The 16,112-nt window shown below is 69.2% G+C and carries 15 protein-coding genes; 4 read left to right on the top strand and 11 right to left on the bottom strand.

Annotation, left to right across the window (positions count from 1 at the left end):
* Positions 1–59: 59 nt before the first annotated feature.
* From BM397_RS22405 to BM397_RS22375, 7 genes are read right to left on the bottom strand one after another with little or no spacing between them, the layout of a single operon-like run.
* Positions 60–1,097 (bottom strand): glycosyltransferase family 4 protein, encoded by a 1,038-nt coding sequence (locus BM397_RS22405; protein ID WP_092428700.1) that lies wholly within the window; start codon positions 1,095–1,097, stop codon positions 60–62.
* Complete coding sequence (locus BM397_RS22400; RefSeq protein ID WP_245696179.1) at positions 1,094–2,668, bottom strand: ABC transporter permease; 1,575 nt, start codon at positions 2,666–2,668, stop codon at positions 1,094–1,096. The genes BM397_RS22405 and BM397_RS22400 overlap by 4 nt, the downstream gene beginning before the upstream one ends.
* Positions 2,665–3,456 (bottom strand): ABC transporter ATP-binding protein, encoded by a 792-nt coding sequence (locus BM397_RS22395; RefSeq protein WP_092428698.1) that lies wholly within the window; start codon positions 3,454–3,456, stop codon positions 2,665–2,667. Before BM397_RS22395 ends, BM397_RS22400 begins: the two co-directional genes overlap by 4 nt.
* Before the next feature lie 36 nt (positions 3,457–3,492).
* Positions 3,493–4,482: an ABC transporter substrate-binding protein gene (locus BM397_RS22390; protein WP_092428696.1), complete on the bottom strand. Its 990-nt coding sequence runs from the start codon at positions 4,480–4,482 to the stop codon at positions 3,493–3,495.
* A gap of 31 nt (positions 4,483–4,513) precedes the next feature.
* A complete protein-coding gene (locus BM397_RS22385) occupies positions 4,514–5,428 on the bottom strand; it encodes a lysylphosphatidylglycerol synthase transmembrane domain-containing protein (RefSeq protein WP_092428694.1) in 915 nt (304 codons plus the stop codon).
* The gene (locus tag BM397_RS22380; RefSeq protein ID WP_176806790.1) at positions 5,425–7,101 is read right to left on the bottom strand and encodes an alkaline phosphatase family protein; all 1,677 of its coding nucleotides are present in this window, start codon (positions 7,099–7,101) and stop codon (positions 5,425–5,427) included. The genes BM397_RS22385 and BM397_RS22380 overlap by 4 nt, the downstream gene beginning before the upstream one ends.
* A complete protein-coding gene (locus BM397_RS22375; RefSeq protein ID WP_245696178.1) occupies positions 7,098–7,838 on the bottom strand; it encodes a CDP-alcohol phosphatidyltransferase family protein in 741 nt (246 codons plus the stop codon). Before BM397_RS22375 ends, BM397_RS22380 begins: the two co-directional genes overlap by 4 nt.
* Before the next feature lie 100 nt (positions 7,839–7,938).
* Here BM397_RS22375 and BM397_RS22370 point away from each other — a divergent pair, with 100 nt between their 5' ends.
* Entirely contained in the window at positions 7,939–8,493 is a 555-nt protein-coding gene (locus tag BM397_RS22370) for a cytochrome b (RefSeq protein ID WP_092428690.1), read from the top strand.
* 34 nt (positions 8,494–8,527) lie between these two features.
* Here the strand turns inward: BM397_RS22370 and BM397_RS22365 are convergent, their stop codons facing one another.
* Complete coding sequence (locus BM397_RS22365; RefSeq protein WP_092428688.1) at positions 8,528–8,992, bottom strand: Lrp/AsnC family transcriptional regulator; 465 nt, start codon at positions 8,990–8,992, stop codon at positions 8,528–8,530.
* Positions 8,993–9,122: 130 nt separating this feature from the next.
* On the opposite strand from BM397_RS22365, the gene BM397_RS22360 reads away from it, so the two are divergent.
* Complete coding sequence (locus BM397_RS22360; protein ID WP_092428686.1) at positions 9,123–11,501, top strand: thiamine pyrophosphate-binding protein; 2,379 nt, start codon at positions 9,123–9,125, stop codon at positions 11,499–11,501.
* A gap of 211 nt (positions 11,502–11,712) precedes the next feature.
* Here the strand turns inward: BM397_RS22360 and BM397_RS22355 are convergent, their stop codons facing one another.
* The 3 genes from BM397_RS22355 to BM397_RS22345 form a co-directional block, all read right to left on the bottom strand.
* Entirely contained in the window at positions 11,713–12,246 is a 534-nt protein-coding gene (locus tag BM397_RS22355) for a hypothetical protein (RefSeq protein WP_092428684.1), read from the bottom strand.
* Positions 12,247–12,423: 177 nt separating this feature from the next.
* Complete coding sequence (locus BM397_RS22350) at positions 12,424–13,236, bottom strand: restriction endonuclease (RefSeq protein ID WP_092428682.1); 813 nt, start codon at positions 13,234–13,236, stop codon at positions 12,424–12,426.
* A 183-nt stretch (positions 13,237–13,419) separates the two neighbouring features.
* The gene (locus tag BM397_RS22345; protein ID WP_092428680.1) at positions 13,420–15,084 is read right to left on the bottom strand and encodes a thiamine pyrophosphate-dependent enzyme; all 1,665 of its coding nucleotides are present in this window, start codon (positions 15,082–15,084) and stop codon (positions 13,420–13,422) included.
* Positions 15,085–15,410: 326 nt separating this feature from the next.
* On the opposite strand from BM397_RS22345, the gene BM397_RS22340 reads away from it, so the two are divergent.
* Together BM397_RS22340 and BM397_RS22335 are read left to right on the top strand one after the other, a co-directional pair.
* Positions 15,411–15,740 carry a hypothetical protein gene (locus tag BM397_RS22340; RefSeq protein WP_092428678.1) on the top strand — a complete coding sequence of 110 codons (330 nt, stop codon included), beginning with the start codon at positions 15,411–15,413 and terminating at the stop codon, positions 15,738–15,740.
* Complete coding sequence (locus BM397_RS22335; RefSeq protein WP_092428676.1) at positions 15,737–16,111, top strand: response regulator; 375 nt, start codon at positions 15,737–15,739, stop codon at positions 16,109–16,111. The genes BM397_RS22340 and BM397_RS22335 overlap by 4 nt, the downstream gene beginning before the upstream one ends.
* Position 16,112: the final 1 nt, after the last annotated feature.

Raw genomic sequence — 16,112 nt, 5'->3', positions numbered from 1 at the left:
TCCGGTCGCGGTCCGGACACCACCTGATGCGCCCTATCTGAAATATAAGGCGTTCTGTCTCACAGACCGTCCAACACCGCCCCCATGACCGCCGCCGTCTCGCGCCAGCGGGGCAGCGCCCTTCCCAGTGCGCGCGCGCGTGCCGACAGCCTTTGCCGCGCTGCGCCCGATTGCAGCAGCCTCCGCAGGTGCCCGGCGAAGTTGGCAGGATCGTCCGGCGGTGCCAGGAGCGCGGCGTCGCCGACCGTGCCGGGGACGGCGCCGGTGGCGCAGCTGACGATCGGCAGCCCGTGGCAGAGCGCCTCGGCGAGCGCCATGCCATAGCCTTCATAGCGGGTCGCGAGCGCGAAGATGCGCGCGCTGCGGTAGGCCTCTGCCAGCGCCTCGTCGGACAGTTCGCCGGCCAGCGCAATCCGGCCCGCAAGGCCGAGCTCGTCGATCAGCCCCTGCAACTCCGTGGCGACCGCCGGGTCGTGGGTCTTGCCGACGATCTGCGCGCTCCAATCGAGATCGGAGACCCGCGACAACGCCCGGATCAACACATCATGCCCCTTGCGGCGCGCAAGCAGGCCGACCGAGAGGATGTGGGGCCCCGCCTCGACGCGCCGCAGATCCCGTGGCCCGTCATGGCCCGGCAGCGCCACGGTGATCTTCACCGGGTCGGCACCGAGGTCGATGTAGGTCTGTCGGGTGTGCGGACTGGTGACCACGACCTGCGCCGCATGGCCGAGATTGGCCGCCTCCTGCGCCAGAAGTTCCCGCGACAGCTCCGGCGTCAGCCCCTGTTCGAGACCCATCGGATGATGCAGCATGGCAACCACCGGGCAGGACAGCCGGGCCATCGCCCCGGTGCGCATTGCGGCGAAGACCAACCCGTCGAGGATCAGCGGCCGGTCCGGCGGCAGGGCCTCCAGCACCTCCGACACCTCGCGGCGCAGCGCCTCCTCCTGCTCTGCCGCGGCCGCCTCGGCGGGCAGCGCGACATGCGTCACCTCACGGCCCGCCGCCTGCAGCTCTTCGAGCAGGCGGCGTTCATAGATGAAGCCGCCGGTCTTCTGCCGATGATCGCCGGGGATGGCAAAGGCGCAGGCTCTCATCGGGCGAGCTGCTCCGCGCTGGTGCGGGCCAGCACCGCACGCTCGAGCGCGGCCACCAGCGCATGGGCGAGCACCGCCGCCAGCCCGACGAGCGCGATGGCGCTCCACAGCATGCCGTAATCCGAGGTCGAGGCCACCGTCGCCATGAGCGCGCCGATGCCGCGCCCGGTCGCCAGCCATTCGGCGGTGGTGACGGCAAGGATGGCCGCGGGGATGGCCATGCGCGCCGAGGCGAAGAAGGCGGGCAGCATGGCGGGCAGTTGCGCGCCGATGAGACGGCGCAGCGGGCTGGCGGCATAGACCTCGAAGAGATCAAGCACCGCGCGCGGCGTGCGTGCCAGCCCGTGCTGGCAGGCGATCAGCGTCGGGAAAAAGATCATCACCGCGACCACGGTGATGGTGCCCGCCGCGCCGCGCCCGAGCGCCCAGACGATCAGCGGCGCCGTGGCGATGATCGGGATAGAGCGCAGGGCGATCGACAGCGGGATCACCGCCCCGGCGAGGCGCGGCAGCAGCACCAGCAGCAGCGCGAGCCCCGCGCCCAGCCCCAGCCCCGCAAGATAGCCCGGCCCGGCCAGCGCCAAGGTCTCACCAAGTGCGCCGAAGAGCCGGGCACGCTGTGCCTCTGCGCCGGGGCTGGTGACCAAATAGCCCCAGACGTCCTCGGGGCGTTTGGCAAAGAAGCGCGGCAGGCCGAAGATCTCCATGCTGCCCTTCCAGATCAGCAGCGTCACGCCAAGCGCCAGCAGCGCCTGCGCGGGCGCGTCCCACAGCCGGCGGCTGCGCGCGACGGGCGCGGCCATCAGCACTTCGGGCGGGGCAAGGTCGAACTTGCGGCCAAGCGCACCCACCGCCGCGAAGGCCAGTATCGAGACCCCGGCGGCGATCACCGCGATCGCCCATGTGGCGGGCAGATCGAGCGCCCGCAGCGCGCGCACGGTCAGCACGCCAAGCCCGCGCTCGGCGCCGGTGAACTCGCCGACCATCGCCCCGAGGAAGGCCGCCGGGGCGGCGATCTGCAGACCGGCAACCAGATAAGGCAGCGCCGCTGGCAGCCGTACCTCGCGCAGAGCGGTCATCCGCCCGCGCCCGTAGCTGCGCAGCAGATCGAACCAGCCTTGCGGCGCGGCGCGCAGCCCCACCAGCACCGGCAGGAAGGTGGTGTAATAGACCGCCAGCGCCGCCAGCGTCACCTGCGGTCCGCAGCCCGGCCCGTAGAGCACCCGCAGGATCGGCCCGGTGGCCACCAGCGGCAGGCAGAAGACCAGCAGCGCCAGCGTCAACAGCAGACGCTCGCTGCGCGGCAGCAGCACCGCCAGCAGCGCCAGCAGCACCCCGGCGAGGTTGCCCCAGACGAACCCCTGCACCGCCGAGGCCAGCGTGGCGCCGAACGCCCGCCAGAGCAGGCCGGAATGGCTGACCATGTACCCGGCGATCTGGCTCGGAGCGGCGATGATGAAACTGCCCGCGGTGGCGCGGGCGGCCACCTCCCAGATCAGCAGGCCCAGAAAAAGCCCGAGGCCGCGCGGCAGCGGGCGGGACAGACGCAATACGGCGGGGCCTGCGCTCATTGCGCCGCGACGCTCTCGGGATACTGGTGGTCACGCAGCGCGCCCGTGACCTCTGCGCAAAGCGCGCGGAACGCCTCCGAGGCGAGCACCTCCGGCCCGCGCGGGCGCGGCAGCGGCACCGGGATGTCGGCGGCGACACGCGCCGGGCGCGGGGTCAGCACGAGGATGCGGTCCGACAGGCGCACAGCCTCGGCCACCGAATGGGTCACCAGAACCAAGGTCGCGCCGCGTGCCTCCCAGAGCGGCGGCAGCTCGGTGTTGAGCCGGTCGCGGGTCAGCGCATCGACGGCGGCGAACGGCTCGTCGAGCAGCAGAAGCTCGGGCTCACCGGCCAGCGCGCGGGCGATGGCGGCACGCTGCCGCATGCCCCCCGACAGTTCCGCCGGTCGGCGACCCTCGAAGCCCGAGAGGCCGACCAGCGAGATCAGCTCGCGGATCATTTCAGGGTCGCGCGGCTTGCGCGCCAACCCCCGTCCCAGCGCGATATTGCCCTCGACCGTGCGCCACGGCAGCAACGCCGCGTCCTGAAACGCCATGGCGACCCCGGCGCGCCGGCGCAGATCGTCGGGGCTTTCGCTGCCGATGGTGATCCGGCCCTCGCTGGGCAGCTCGAGCCCGGCGATCAGCCGCAGCAGCGTCGACTTCCCGCAGCCCGAGGGGCCCACAAGCGCGGTCATCTGCCCGCCCGCGAGGGTGAGATCGACCGGCGCCACCGCCTCCACCGGGCGGCCTGCCGTGGCAAAGCTCTTGGCCACGCCGGCGAGCACGATATCCGGGCGCGCGGTCATCCCCCCTCAGAGGCCCGCAAGATGACGCGGCGCCGCCTAGCCATGGACCTCTTCCAGGATCGAGCGGTCCCAGAGGTCGGGCGAGACCGGTTTGCCCAGAAGCGCCAACGTTTCGACGTTGGCGGCGACGGTCTCATCGGTGAACCAGCCAAAGCCCTCGGCCTCGGTCAGCTCCGAGAACATCAGCGGCACCTGCCGCTCGGCCTGCAGCTTCTGCGTCGCAAGATCGAGCCCCGCATCGGGGAACATCTCGACGGTCAGTTCCGCCGCGGCCTCGGGATCGGCGAGGTAGTCCTGCCAGCCCATGACCTCGCCTTTCATCAGCGCCACAAGCTGGTCGCGGCGGTTGGCGATACTGTCCTCTGTGGCGATATAAGTCTGCGAATGCACCGCGTAGCCGTGATCGGCGAGCAGCATGGTGACGCTTTCGACGCCCTGCATCTCCATCGCCACGGGCAGGTCCGTGGCCCAGCACAGCAGGCAATCCACCTGCCCCTGCACCAGCGGCGCGGCGTCATATTGCGTCGGCACAACCTCGATCCCGGCGATATCCACGCCGTTGATCGTGCAGAGCGCCTCCAGCACCGGGGTATTGGCCAGCGCCATGCCGATCTTCTTGCCAACCAGATCGGCGGGACTGTTCACCGGGTTCTCGGCCAGCGAGGCGATGGCAAAGGGGTTCTTCTGCATGGCGACGCCGATGATCTTGAAGGGCGCGCCTTGGTTCACCGCAGCGGCGGTGTAATCCGCCGCCGAGATGCCGACCAGCGCCGTGCCCGCCACCACCGGCGGCTCGACCGGCGCGTTGGGTCCGCCCGGCAGCAGCGAGACCTCGAGCCCCGCGTCGCTCCAATAGCCGTTCTTCTGCGCGATGTAGCTGCCGCCAAACTGCACCGAGTGCAGCCAAGACAGTTGCAGGGCAACGGCGTCCTGCGCCCTCGCCCGATGCGGGGCGATGAACGCCGCCCCGGCGGTGGTCAGGGCGCCTCCAAGAAACAGGCGGCGTGTGGGTGTCTGGAAATGCATGGAACCCTCCCGGTTTGAAAATGAGACTAGGCTATTCGCGGTGTGAGGCAATGCGCGTGGCGGCGCGGGCGGCCCCTGGCGCCGTCCGCCGCAGGAAGAATGCCCCCGGCAGGGCAGAGATCAGCCCGGCGATGCCGAAGGCGATGCTGGCCGCCAGCCCGGCCTCGGGACCCAGCCCCGCGAGCGGGAACAGCGCCGCCGCCGCACCCTCGCGCCAGCCCCAGCCGGCGACCGAGGCTGGCAGCAACATCGCGGTCAGGATCAGCGGCACGATGAGGGCGGCCATGCCAGAGGTGAGCGCGCTGCCGCTGGCACGGGCGGCGGTGACGAAGGCCGCAACGGTCAGCGCCGCGATCAGCAGGGACAGCGCGGCCTGAGCTGGCAGCTGCTCCCACAGCGCCTTGCGGGCCGCCGCGCGCCAGCCATCCGCACGCCCGCCGTGGCCGGCGCGCAAGACAAGCGCGACCAGCAGAGCCACCAGTGCAGCGCCGGCCAGCCAGATGCCCAAAGAGCGGCCCGGGGCCGCCGTACCGCCTTCGGCGAAGCCTGCAGCCAGTCCCAAAAGGCAAATCGCCGCCATACCCGCCTGCCCCGCCGCGCGCTCCAGCACCACCGCCTGTGCGGCACGGCTCATCGGGCCTCCCTGCCGGCTGCGCACGGCCCGCGCCGCATCACCGAGAACGCCTCCGGGCAGCGTCTGATTGACGAATTGCGCCATGTAATATTCCCGCACCGCCTCGCCACGTGGCATCTTGAGATCCAAGGCCTCAGCGGTTCGTCGCCAGCGCAGCGCCGAGAGCAGGGTGACCCCGTTGAGCAGGGCCAGTGTGATGACAACCCAGCCCGGCGACAGCGCCGAGAGGCGCAGAAGCGTCTCCCGCCCACCTGCAAGCGCGAGGCAGATCCCGATCAGCGCCAGCGGCAGGATCAGGCGCAGCGCCCTCATGACCCGTCCGCCCGCAGATCGGTGTTCGCAGAGCTTGTCGCGGCCAGGAACCGGTCGCGGAAATCGCGCATCGGCCAGGCGCGCAGCGCGCCGGCGGGCCGGAGCCCCTCGGTCCAGTCCCAGCCGTCGAAGAGCCTCAGCACCTGCGGCGGACCGATGAGGTGCACCGGCACGTCCCTGCCCCCGGCCTGCGCGACGAACTCGGCGGGTTGATGGTCACCCAGGATGATGATCAACGGCGGCTCCCCGCGTGGCAGCGCCGCCCAGGAGAGAACCGTGCGCAGCGCGTAGTCGAGCGAACGGCCATAGTGATCCCGGATGCGATCGGGATCGGCCCAGACCTCCTTCGGGCTCGGGCCAGAGGTAGCCTCGGCATCGAAGATGCTGCCGTCCCCGACCGCGTCCCAGGGCACCATCCGCGGCACCGGCGTCCAGGGGGCGTGGCTGGAGATCAGCGCGATCTCGGCCATGAGCGGCGCCCCGTCCGGCCCCTCCCCGTCCGGCCCCGCCCCGTCCTGCATCTGCCGCGCCAGCACCTCCCGGTCGAAGGCGGCGAGCGTGTACTGGTCCGGCATGGTCACCCAGTTGAACGGCAGCCCGGCGTATCCGAGATCCGCGGCGGCACGTATCTCCTGAAAGCCAATGGCCGGCCCCTCGGGCCAGGCCATGACGATCGCCGGGGCAACCGCCATGGTCCGGTAGCCAGCGCCCGCGGCGAGGGTGAACAGCGTCTGCCGCTTGCTTGCCAGAAGCGCGCGATAGCGGCGCTGGTCGCTGACCTCGACCCCGGCCGCCAGCGTCGCATGCGCCAGCCAGCTTTGCCCGCCCTGAACCGGCGAGGTCAGCCAGCCCGAGCGCGCCGCCAGCCCGGCCTCGGAAAGCGCCGCCTCGCCCTCGGCCAGCGTCGCGAGATGTTGCGGCGCGTAGAGCGGATTGTCGAAACCGGCACGACCGTAGCTCTCGACGAAGACGATCACGACCTCACGGCCATCCAGCTCCGACAGCAGACCATCGCGAGATCCCCAGGGATCAGCTGCGGCGGCGCGCTCGAAGTCGGCCAGCGCCACCCGCGAGCGCGCGAAGTCCCTGATGTGCTCGGCCCCGAGCCGCGCGGTGAAGGCACTGCCCGGGGGGCGCCAGCCTTGCCAACCGTCGAGCGCGGTGCGGATCTCGGCGGCGCAAAGCCCCGCGAAGACCAGCGCGGTACCTCCCGCCAGCACGCGCGCGCCGCGCGGCAGGCGGCTGCCGCTGCGCGCCCAACACCGCAATGCACGGTAGAGCAGGACCATCGCGCCACCCAGCAGCAGCACCAGCGCGGCACCGACCGCCAGAGTGCCCGCCAGACCGGCGCTTCCGCGCAGCAGATGCGAGGCCGCGGGTAGAAGGTGCATGTCGGCCAGCGGATCGAAACTGCGTCCGAACGCGGCATAGGCCGAAAAGTCCGCCAGTTTCAGCACGGTCATCAACGTGAGCGCCGCTGTCGCCGCGAATGCCAGGGGGCGGGCACGCGCTCCCAGCGCCAGCATGCCGAGCAGCAGCACCGGCAATTCCAGCGGCACCACGGCCAGTGCCCGCCAGCGCATCGCGCCCGGGTGGTTCGGCAGGATGAGCAGCAGATAGACAAGCACCGCCGAAAGCAGCAGCGCCAGCCAGCGGCGCGCCACCCCGCTCATCGGCGCCTCGCTAGCCAGACAACGTCGAGCGCGAAGGACCACGCCAGCGCCGCCAGTGCGAGCAGCGCCGCGAACTCGGACCAAGGCGGCACCGCGATCGGCGCCAGGAGCCCGGCCAGAACCGCGATCTGCACGACGCAGACAAGCTTGCGGCGGAAGCGCTGCGGCAGCGGCGCATCGAGCCAGGGCAGCAACCAGCCCGCCATGACGAACAGGTAGCGCAGCCCGCCCAGCATCAGGACCCAGCCGCCCGCCGCCTCGCTGCGCCAGGCCACCGCCGCCAGAACGAAGGCAAAGGCGCTGTCCACCTCCATGTCGAAGCGCGCCCCCCAAGGGCCAGCCAGCCCGCTTCGCCGGGCCAGCGGGCCGTCCACGCCATCGAGCGACAGCGTTACCAGCGCGAGACAGAAAAAGACCCACCCGCTGCTGCCTTCGGTCAACCCCGGCTCGGCCAGCGGCACAAGCATCAACGCGGCCAGGGCCAGCCGACCGAGGGTGAGCGCATTGGCATAGCCGAGCCGCCGCGCCGGCCAGTGACGGATCAGGAACAGGCACGATACGGTCGCGCCCATCCCGAAGCCCAGCACCGGCAGCAACACCGCGGAGCCGGCCAGCCACGACGACAGCGCGAAAAGCGCCAAAGACAGGCCGACCGACAGCATCACCAGAGACGCAAGGGGTGTCCTTGCGCGGGTCAGGGCCACGGCATGCGGCAAAGGATCGGACGGCAGGCTCATAAGAAAAGAAGTGCCGCCCTGCCCTCGGCTGTCAAGCGTTGCTCTTTACGTTGAGGAAAGCACTCACTAGCCTGTGAGGGCACCTCAGGGAGATCCGCGCATGGTCAGCGCATCCTCGCCATACAATCCGACGCGCTATTGCCGGGCGGCACGGCTGCTGCACTGGCTCACGGTCCTGCTGGTGTTCACCACGATCCCCGCCGGTCTCGTGATGGTGCAGGAGGGGCTGCCGCGGGCGCTGCAGGACGGGCTGTTTCTCTATCACAAGAACATCGGCCCGATCATCCTGCTGCTAGTCGTGCTGCGGCTCGCGGTGCGGCTGATCTCGCCGCCACCGCCGCTTCCGGAAAGTCTGCCCGCACTGCAGGCCATGATCGCGCGCACGGTGCACTGGCTGCTCTACCTGTTGCTGGTGGCCTTGGTGATTTCGGGCACCCTACGGGTGCAGGCCGGCGGCTTTCCGATGGAGGTCTGGGACCCGCTGTTCGGCGGCATGTTCGGCAAGGACGAGGCGCTTGCAAAATCCGCAAGCGGGCTCCACGACTTGCTGAAGTCGGTCCTGATCTTCGTGATCGCCGCGCACGTGGGCGCGGCGGCGCTCCACGGTCTGGTCAAGCGGGACGGCGTCTTCAGTCGCATGTGGCCGCCCACCTGACCCCAGTCGACGGCCATGGCCGCGGCGGCATGACTCAGTCGAGTCGCGCCGGCTGATACTTGACCCGGCGGATCGGGATCGAGGATTCCAGCGAGGCGACCCCGGGCAGCTTGGTCAGGCGGCCGGTCAGAAACCGCTCGTATTCGGCAAGGTCCCGCACCGAGATGCGCAGCAGGTAGTCGAAGCTGCCGGTCATCAGCCAGCAGTCGACGATCTCCGGAAAGCGCCTGACCTCGGTCTCGAAGGCCCCGAGCCGGTCGTCGATCTGCCGGTCGAGCCGCACAGAAATGAACACGCTGAAGCCGAAGCCGAGCTTTTCCTCGTCGATGCGGGCGCTGTACCCGGTGATGTAGCCCTCGGCTTCCAGCCTGCGGATTCGCCGCGCGCAGGGCGAGGCCGAGAGCCCCACCCGCTCGCTCAGCTCCTGGTGACTCGCCCGCGCATTTTTCTGGAGCTCCCGCAGGAGCTTTCGATCAATCTCATCGAGGTCTTCGCTCATCTGCGCAGATTTCCGCCGCCGGTTTCTGGTTTGACGCCCATTTCCACTACAGTTCCGCACTCCTGGCAACGCGAAAAGCGGCTTCCGCTTCCCCGGCTCGTGTATCCTCGCGCGCAAAGGGAGGCATTTCATGACCAACGACGCGCAGCACCTCAGGGTGATCGAGCAGCGACTGCTTTGGCTGTCGCACTGGATGATCCACAACGCCAATCATCTCCGCCCCAAGGAGGATGGCATCAAGATCGGCGGGCATCAGGCCTCCTCCGCCTCGATGGTGTCGATCATGACGGCGCTCTACTTCTCGGCGCTGCGCCCCGAGGACCGGGTGGCGGTGAAGCCGCACGCCTCACCGATCTTCCACGCGATGCAGTACCTGATGGGCAACCAGACGCGCGAGAAGATGGAAAACTTCCGCGGCTACGGCGGCGTGCAGAGCTACCCGAGCCGCACAAAAGACATCGATGACGTCGACTTCTCCACCGGCTCGGTCGGGCTCGGCGTCGGCATCACCGCGCTGGCCTCGATGGTGCAGGACTTCATTCGCGCCAAGGACTGGGGGGCCGAGGTCGACGCGGGCCGCATGGTCGCGCTGGTCGGCGATGCCGAGCTTGACGAGGGCAATATCTACGAGGTGCTGCAGGAGGGCTGGAAGAACGACCTGCGCAACTGCTGGTGGGTGATCGACTACAACCGCCAGTCGCTCGATGGCATCGTGCGCGAGGGTCTGTTCGAGCGGGTCGAGAAAATCTTCGAGGCTTTCGGCTGGGACGTGGTGCGGGTGAAATACGGCGCGCTGCAACGCGCGGCGTTCAACGAGCCCGGCGGCGCGCGGCTGCGCGACTGGATCGACGCCTGCCCCAACGCGGAATACTCGGCGCTGACCTATCGCGGCGGCGCGGTCTGGCGCGAGCGACTGATGGAGGACCTGGGCGATCAGGGCGAGGTCACCGCGCTGATCGAGCGGCGCAGCGATGCCGAGCTGGCGGCACTGATGGAGAACCTCGGCGGCAACTGCGTGGCGACCATGGCCGAGGCCTTTGCCGCGGTGGATCATGACCGCCCCGTCTGCTTCCTCGCCTATACGATCAAGGGCTGGGGCACGCCGATCGCCGGGCACAAGGACAACCACGGCGGGCTGATGACCAAGGCGCAGATGGCCGAATGGCAGGCGCATATGGGTGTCGCCGAGGGTGACGAATGGGAGCCCTTCGCCACGGTGAAGGACGCCGAGGCGCTCCAGCAGTTCCTCGCCCGCGTGCCGTTCTTTGCCAAGGGCGCGCGGCGCTATTCCGATGTCCGACTGTCTGTTCCCGCCGTGGCGGTGGATACGAGCCGCGAGATCTCGACGCAGATGGCCTTTGGCAAGATCCTCGACGAGCTGGCGCGCGGGGACAGCGATCTGGCGGCGCGGATCATGACCACCTCGCCCGACGTCACGGGCACCACCGGGCTCGGCCCGTGGGTGAACCGGCGCAAGCTCTTTGCCCGCGAAGCGCAGAGCGACGCCTTCATCGAGCACCGCATCCCCTCGACCGCCAAGTGGAACTTCGCCCCCGAGGGGCAGCACCTGGAACTCGGCATCGCCGAGATGAACCTCTTCCTGCTGCTCGGCGCGGCGGGACTGTCGCACAGCCTCTTCGGCAAGCGGGTGATCCCCATCGGCACGGTCTACGATCCCTTCGTGGCACGCGGCCTCGATGCGCTGAACTACGCCTGCTACCAGGACGCGCGCTTCATGATCGTCGGCACGCCCTCGGGCGTCACGCTGGCCCCCGAGGGCGGCGCGCACCAGTCGATCGGCACGCCGCTCATCGGCATGAGCCAGGACGGGCTGGCGGCCTTCGAGCCCGCCTTTGCCGACGAACTGGCGGTGATCATGGAATGGGCCTTCGACTACATGCAGCGCGACGGGCAAAAGGATGGTGGCGGCGATCCCGACGAGCGGACATGGCTGCGCGACGAGACCGGCGGCTCGGTCTACCTGCGGCTGACCACCAAGCCGCTCGAGCAGCCGGGCAAGCGGCATGATGATGCCTTCGTGCAGGGCGCCATCGACGGTGCCTACTGGCTGCGCAAGCCGGGGCCGAACTGCTCGGTGGTCATCGCCTACCAGGGCGCGGTGGCCGACGAGGCCATCGCCGCGGCGGGGATGATCGGCGAGCATCGCCGCGACGTTGGCGTGCTGGCGGTGACCTCGGCGGACCGGCTCAACGCCGGCTGGACCGCGGCGCAGCGCGACCGGGCGCGCGGCAATCCCGCGGCGCGCTCGCACGTCGAGACGCTGCTCGGCGAGCTGCCCCGCCATTGCACACTGGTCACTGCCATCGACGGCCACCCGGCAACGCTCTCGTGGCTTGGCGCGGTGGCCGGACACCGGGTGATCCCGCACGGCGTGGAGCATTTCGGCCAGACCGGCACCATCGGCGATCTCTACCGGCACTTCGGGCTGGACCGGGAAAGCCTCGCGCGGGCGGTCACCAACCTGACGGTGGGTGCTGCGGTCGCCTGACGCAGCGGACCTGCCGGACAATTCCCCGGGCGCCACGCCGCCCGGGGCGAGCAGCGCACCCTCGGCGAGTCCCCCGACCGACGGACGGACCCCGGGTCGGAGCCCGCGCTCGCGTGCCCCCCCGGACGGCAGGCATTGCGGCGGAGAGGGTTTCCCACGCCCCAGCGATGCGCAAATTCCGCTGAACCGGTCTGGAGGGCGACGCCGGTGGTCAGCGCAGGGTCTCGGTCACCGCATAAATTGCCACGGCGTCGGGAAGATAGCAGGTGCGCTCCGAGAGAGGATACATCCGGGACGCCACCGGTCTGGTCTGCACGCCCTCGGGGCACCTTGGGAGCGTCGCCAGCCGGTAGCCGGAGCGCAGGATGCAGCGCGCTTCGACCTCGGCCATGACACTCGCGGTCGCATCGTAGGAATAGGCCGAATAACGCTCGCTGCCGAAAATCTGCCCGCCAGGCGCCCTGCAGCTCACCGAATAGCCCATCTCGGTGCAGGGGTTCAGCGACTGCCCCGGGAGGGCCGGGGGCAGCATCGGCGCGATCCGCTGCGGCACGCTCTGGGCCGCCTCCATCTCGCAAGCGACAAGATCGCGCTCCATCAGCCCCGGCGTCGCGCCCGACTTCATGGGGTAGATCACCTCGATCGGCCTGCCCTGTGCAACGAGGGTAGCTGTGCCGGGCGCTGACGTGCATCCGGTAAGGGCAGCAAGGGCGAACACCCCCAACGACAGCCGCGGTGCGATCATGTCATCCCTCCCTTGCGTCGGTGCCGTGGGTCCCGCGGATCGCGCATATCGTGCCGAAAGCGCCGGAACCCTCGCTCAGCTTGCGGCCCTTTGCGCGCATGTCAATCGCCGTGGCCGTCCTCGGGGCGAGACGCGGCGAGAGCCGGTCTGCGGCCCCTCACATCGCCTCACATGGCCTCACATGGCCCAGGCTTCGGTAAAACCCTCGACGCCGAATTCGCGGTCGAGGCTCGGCAGGTCGTGCGGGCTGAGCAGCAGCACGCCCGTCGTCGCCGCCAGCCGCCGGGCGCTCGGCGTGAAGCCAGCGGTCGCCAGCACCCCCGCCCCGGCCAGACCGTAATAGTTCTTGCCGGTAAAAGCCTCCTGGATGGCCTTGTTGCCGACCGGCGAATTGTAGCGCTTTACCTGCAGGCCGATCACCAGCGCACCCTTGCGGGCGACGATGTCGATGCCCTGGTCGTAGCCGCGCTTGGTGACATCCGCATCCCAGCCGAAGCGGCGAAGCTGCGCGGCGCACCAATGCTCGAACTCGGTGGGATCGCTGGGGTAGGCCTCGGCGTCGAAGCCACCGTCGCGGGCCGCGCTCTCGACCCGCTCCATCTCGGCCAGCACATAGTCGATGACCGCCGGTTCGATGCGATGGTAATCGAAGGACAGATCGATGCTGTCGAGGAATTCAATTACCGTCTCCTGCCGCTCATCCGCCACGACGCAATTGTAGTCGTTCTTCTTGATTGCGAGTCGCAGGTTGCGCGATAGCGCCGGGGCATGCGCCTCGATGTGACGTGTCAGCTCCTGACGCTTCGAGCGGGTGAGCGAGAGACCGAGCGCCTTGAAGACGATCACCAGCACGGTGAAATAGCCCATGACGATCAGCGGGAGCGCCTGTGTCGTGGCCACCGAGGCGTCCAGCGCATAATAGGCGTAGCCGGTGCAAAGCAGGGCCAGAAAGGTCACCGCGCCCAGGATCGTTTCGTACTCTTTTCTCATGTGCTGCCGCCTCGGTACGGTGTTTCCTCCCGTCCTATCCCGGGCGGAACATATCAGCAACACGTGACGTGAGAGTCGGCACCTAAGCGCCTATCACCATGAGGTGAATCCCGCTGAGCGCATTTGGCATCCGCACTCCACTTCCTGAGATCCCCCCGGCGCGACGTGCCTGGGGGCGCTTGTTCATCGCTTCGCGGCCAGGCCTCCGGCACGGATCTGCGAAAGGGTGCGATAGGGTGTCAGCGCCTCTGCGGCGATGTCGAGCTCCAGAACCGCGCCGTGCGGCGCGGCAAGCGCGCGCGCGAAGGCCGCGGCGAAATCCTCTGTCCGCGCCACATGCTCGCCGTGCATCCCGTAGGCCCGACCCAGCGCGGCGAAATCGGGGTTCAAGATGGAGGTGCCGCTGACCCGCTCGGGGAACTCGCGCTCCTGGTGGGCGCGGATGGTGCCATAGGTGCCGTTGTTGAGCACCAGCACGATCACCGCCGCCCCGGCCTGCCGCGCGGAGGACAGCTCCTGCCCGTTCATCTGGAAATCGCCGTCGCCGGCGAAGCAGATCACCGTCGACTTGGGCCGCGCCAGCTTGGCAGCGATGGCGGCGGGCACGCCGTAGCCCATCGCCCCCGACTGCGGCGCCAGAAGGCGCATTCCGGGCCGGAAGCGGAAGAAGCGCGTTGGCCAGACAGTGAAGTTTCCCGCGCCATTGGTCAGCACCACGTCGGTGCCCAGCACTTCGCGCATGTGCTTGCAGACCGCCACCATGTCGACCGGGCCGGGCTGCGCAGGGGCCTTGTCGATGAACCCGAGGTAGGCGGCCCGCGCCTCGGACCGCCAGGCCTTCCAGTTGCCGGTGACCTGCACCGGCAGCGCCTGCACGAAGCGGCCCGGATCGGCATGCACGCCCAGAGTGGGCTGGTAGACCTTGCCGATCTCGCGGTCCGAGGCATGCACATGGATGATTTTCTGTTTCGGCTGCGGCACCTCGAGCAGCGTGTAGCCGTCGGTCATGTTCTCGCCGAAGCGCGTGCCCAGTGCCAGCACCACATCGGCGTCGCGCAGCAGACCCTTGACCCCCTCGGTCATACCCACCCCGGCATCGCCACAGAAACAGGCGCAGGCACTGTCGACCTGATCCTGGTAGCGGAACGAGGTGATGATCGGGATGTCGGACGCCTCGGCAAAGCCCTGCAGCGCCGCGCGCGCCGGGCCGGTCCATTCGGCGCCGCCAACCACGATCAGCGGACGCTCGGCATGCTGCAGCAGCGCCACGGCCTCGGACACCGCATCGGCGGCGGGCTCGGCCTCGTAGACCTTCGCCGGGCCGGTGAGCGGCGGCACTCCGGTCTGTGCCATGAGCACATCCTCGGGCAGCGCCACGACCACCGGGCCGGGCCGGCCGGTGGTGGCGGTGATCCAGGCGCGCGAGAGGATCTCGGGGATACGCTCCACGTGCTCGATCTCTGTCGCCCATTTGGCCATGGTGCCGAAGACCGCGCGGTAGTCGACTTCCTGGAAGGCCTCGCGCTCCTTCATGTCGGTGGCCACCTGCCCGACCAGCAGGATCATCGGCACACTGTCCTGCATCGCGGTATGCACGCCGATCGCCGCATTGGTCGCGCCCGGACCGCGCGTCACCATGCAGATCCCCGGACTGCCGGTCAGCTTGCCATGCGCCGCCGCCATGAAAGCCGCGCCGCCCTCCTGCCGGCAGAGCACGAAATCGAGCTTGCCGCCGGTGTCATGCAGCGCGTCGAGCACCGCCAGATAGCTTTCTCCCGGCACGCCGAACGCCCGCGTCGCCCCCAGCGCCATCAGGCTTTCGACGACCAATTGCCCACCGTTGCGCATCTTCCGCCACTCCCTCACAGATCGCTTTTGGCGATTTGTGCGCGCTGAACCGGGGGGATGCAAGCGCGCCATCCAGCTCCGAGACGCCTGCCGGGTCGGATACAGAAATCCCGTGACCCAGAACGCTTTGTTAAGACCCCCTCTGTAGTTCTCGGTCCCGACCCGGCACCGCGCCGAAGGCACCGGCAACCTGCGGGGGCGACAGGCGTCCTCTGCAGCCGCCCGTCCCCGCTCGGGGCCGAAGGCTCTAGACGACTCCACGGTGACCGGCAGCAAGCTGGCGGCAGGTTGCCTCCGCTTTCCTGTGGCAAAGGATTGAATTCGCGATGACTGAGATTCACAGCCATGTGCTCGATCCGGGGCGCAACCGAAACGGCGAAGACCCCCTCGTGCCCTTCCTGCTCGGCGCGCGCCACATGCCGGTGGCGATCTCGGCCCGGGACGTGCTGCGGCTCGATGCGCACCGGCTGCAGATCCTGCTCGTGGCGCAACGACAATGGCAGGCCGAGGAACTGCCCTTCACCCTGTCCGACATCACCGAGTCCTTCCGCGCAGGGTTGGAACGGCTCGGCCTGCCTGCCACCCAGTTCGACCGCGAAAACGCCGAGCCCGGCCCCGCAAGCGGCCCCGAAAACGGCAAGGAGGCGCTGCAATGACGACGAAGGTTCTGGCGATCGACGATTCCCGCACGATCCGCAACCTGCTGCGCATCTCGCTCGAAGGGGCCGGGTTCGAGTTTCATTCGGCCTGCGACGGCGTCGAAGGCGTCGAGCAGTTCTCGGAGGTCGAGCCCGACGTGGTGATCACCGACATCAACATGCCAAACATGGACGGCTTCGGCGTCATCGAGACCCTGCGCAACGGCCCCAACCGGACCACCGTGCCGATCATCGTGCTGACCACCGAAAGCGGCGCCGATCTCAAGGCCCGCGCCCGCTCGGCCGGGGCCACCGGCTGGATCGTGAAACCTTTCGACGACGCATCGCTGGTCTCGGTGCTGCGCCGCCTCACTGGACACATGGTGTAGA

Origin of the sequence: Alloyangia pacifica, from assembly GCF_900116195.1 — a bacterium.
Lineage (GTDB): Bacteria > Pseudomonadota > Alphaproteobacteria > Rhodobacterales > Rhodobacteraceae > Salipiger > Salipiger pacificus.
The sequence above is the reverse complement of the archived record's forward strand: the minus strand, read 5'-3'. Positions and strand labels throughout refer to the sequence as shown.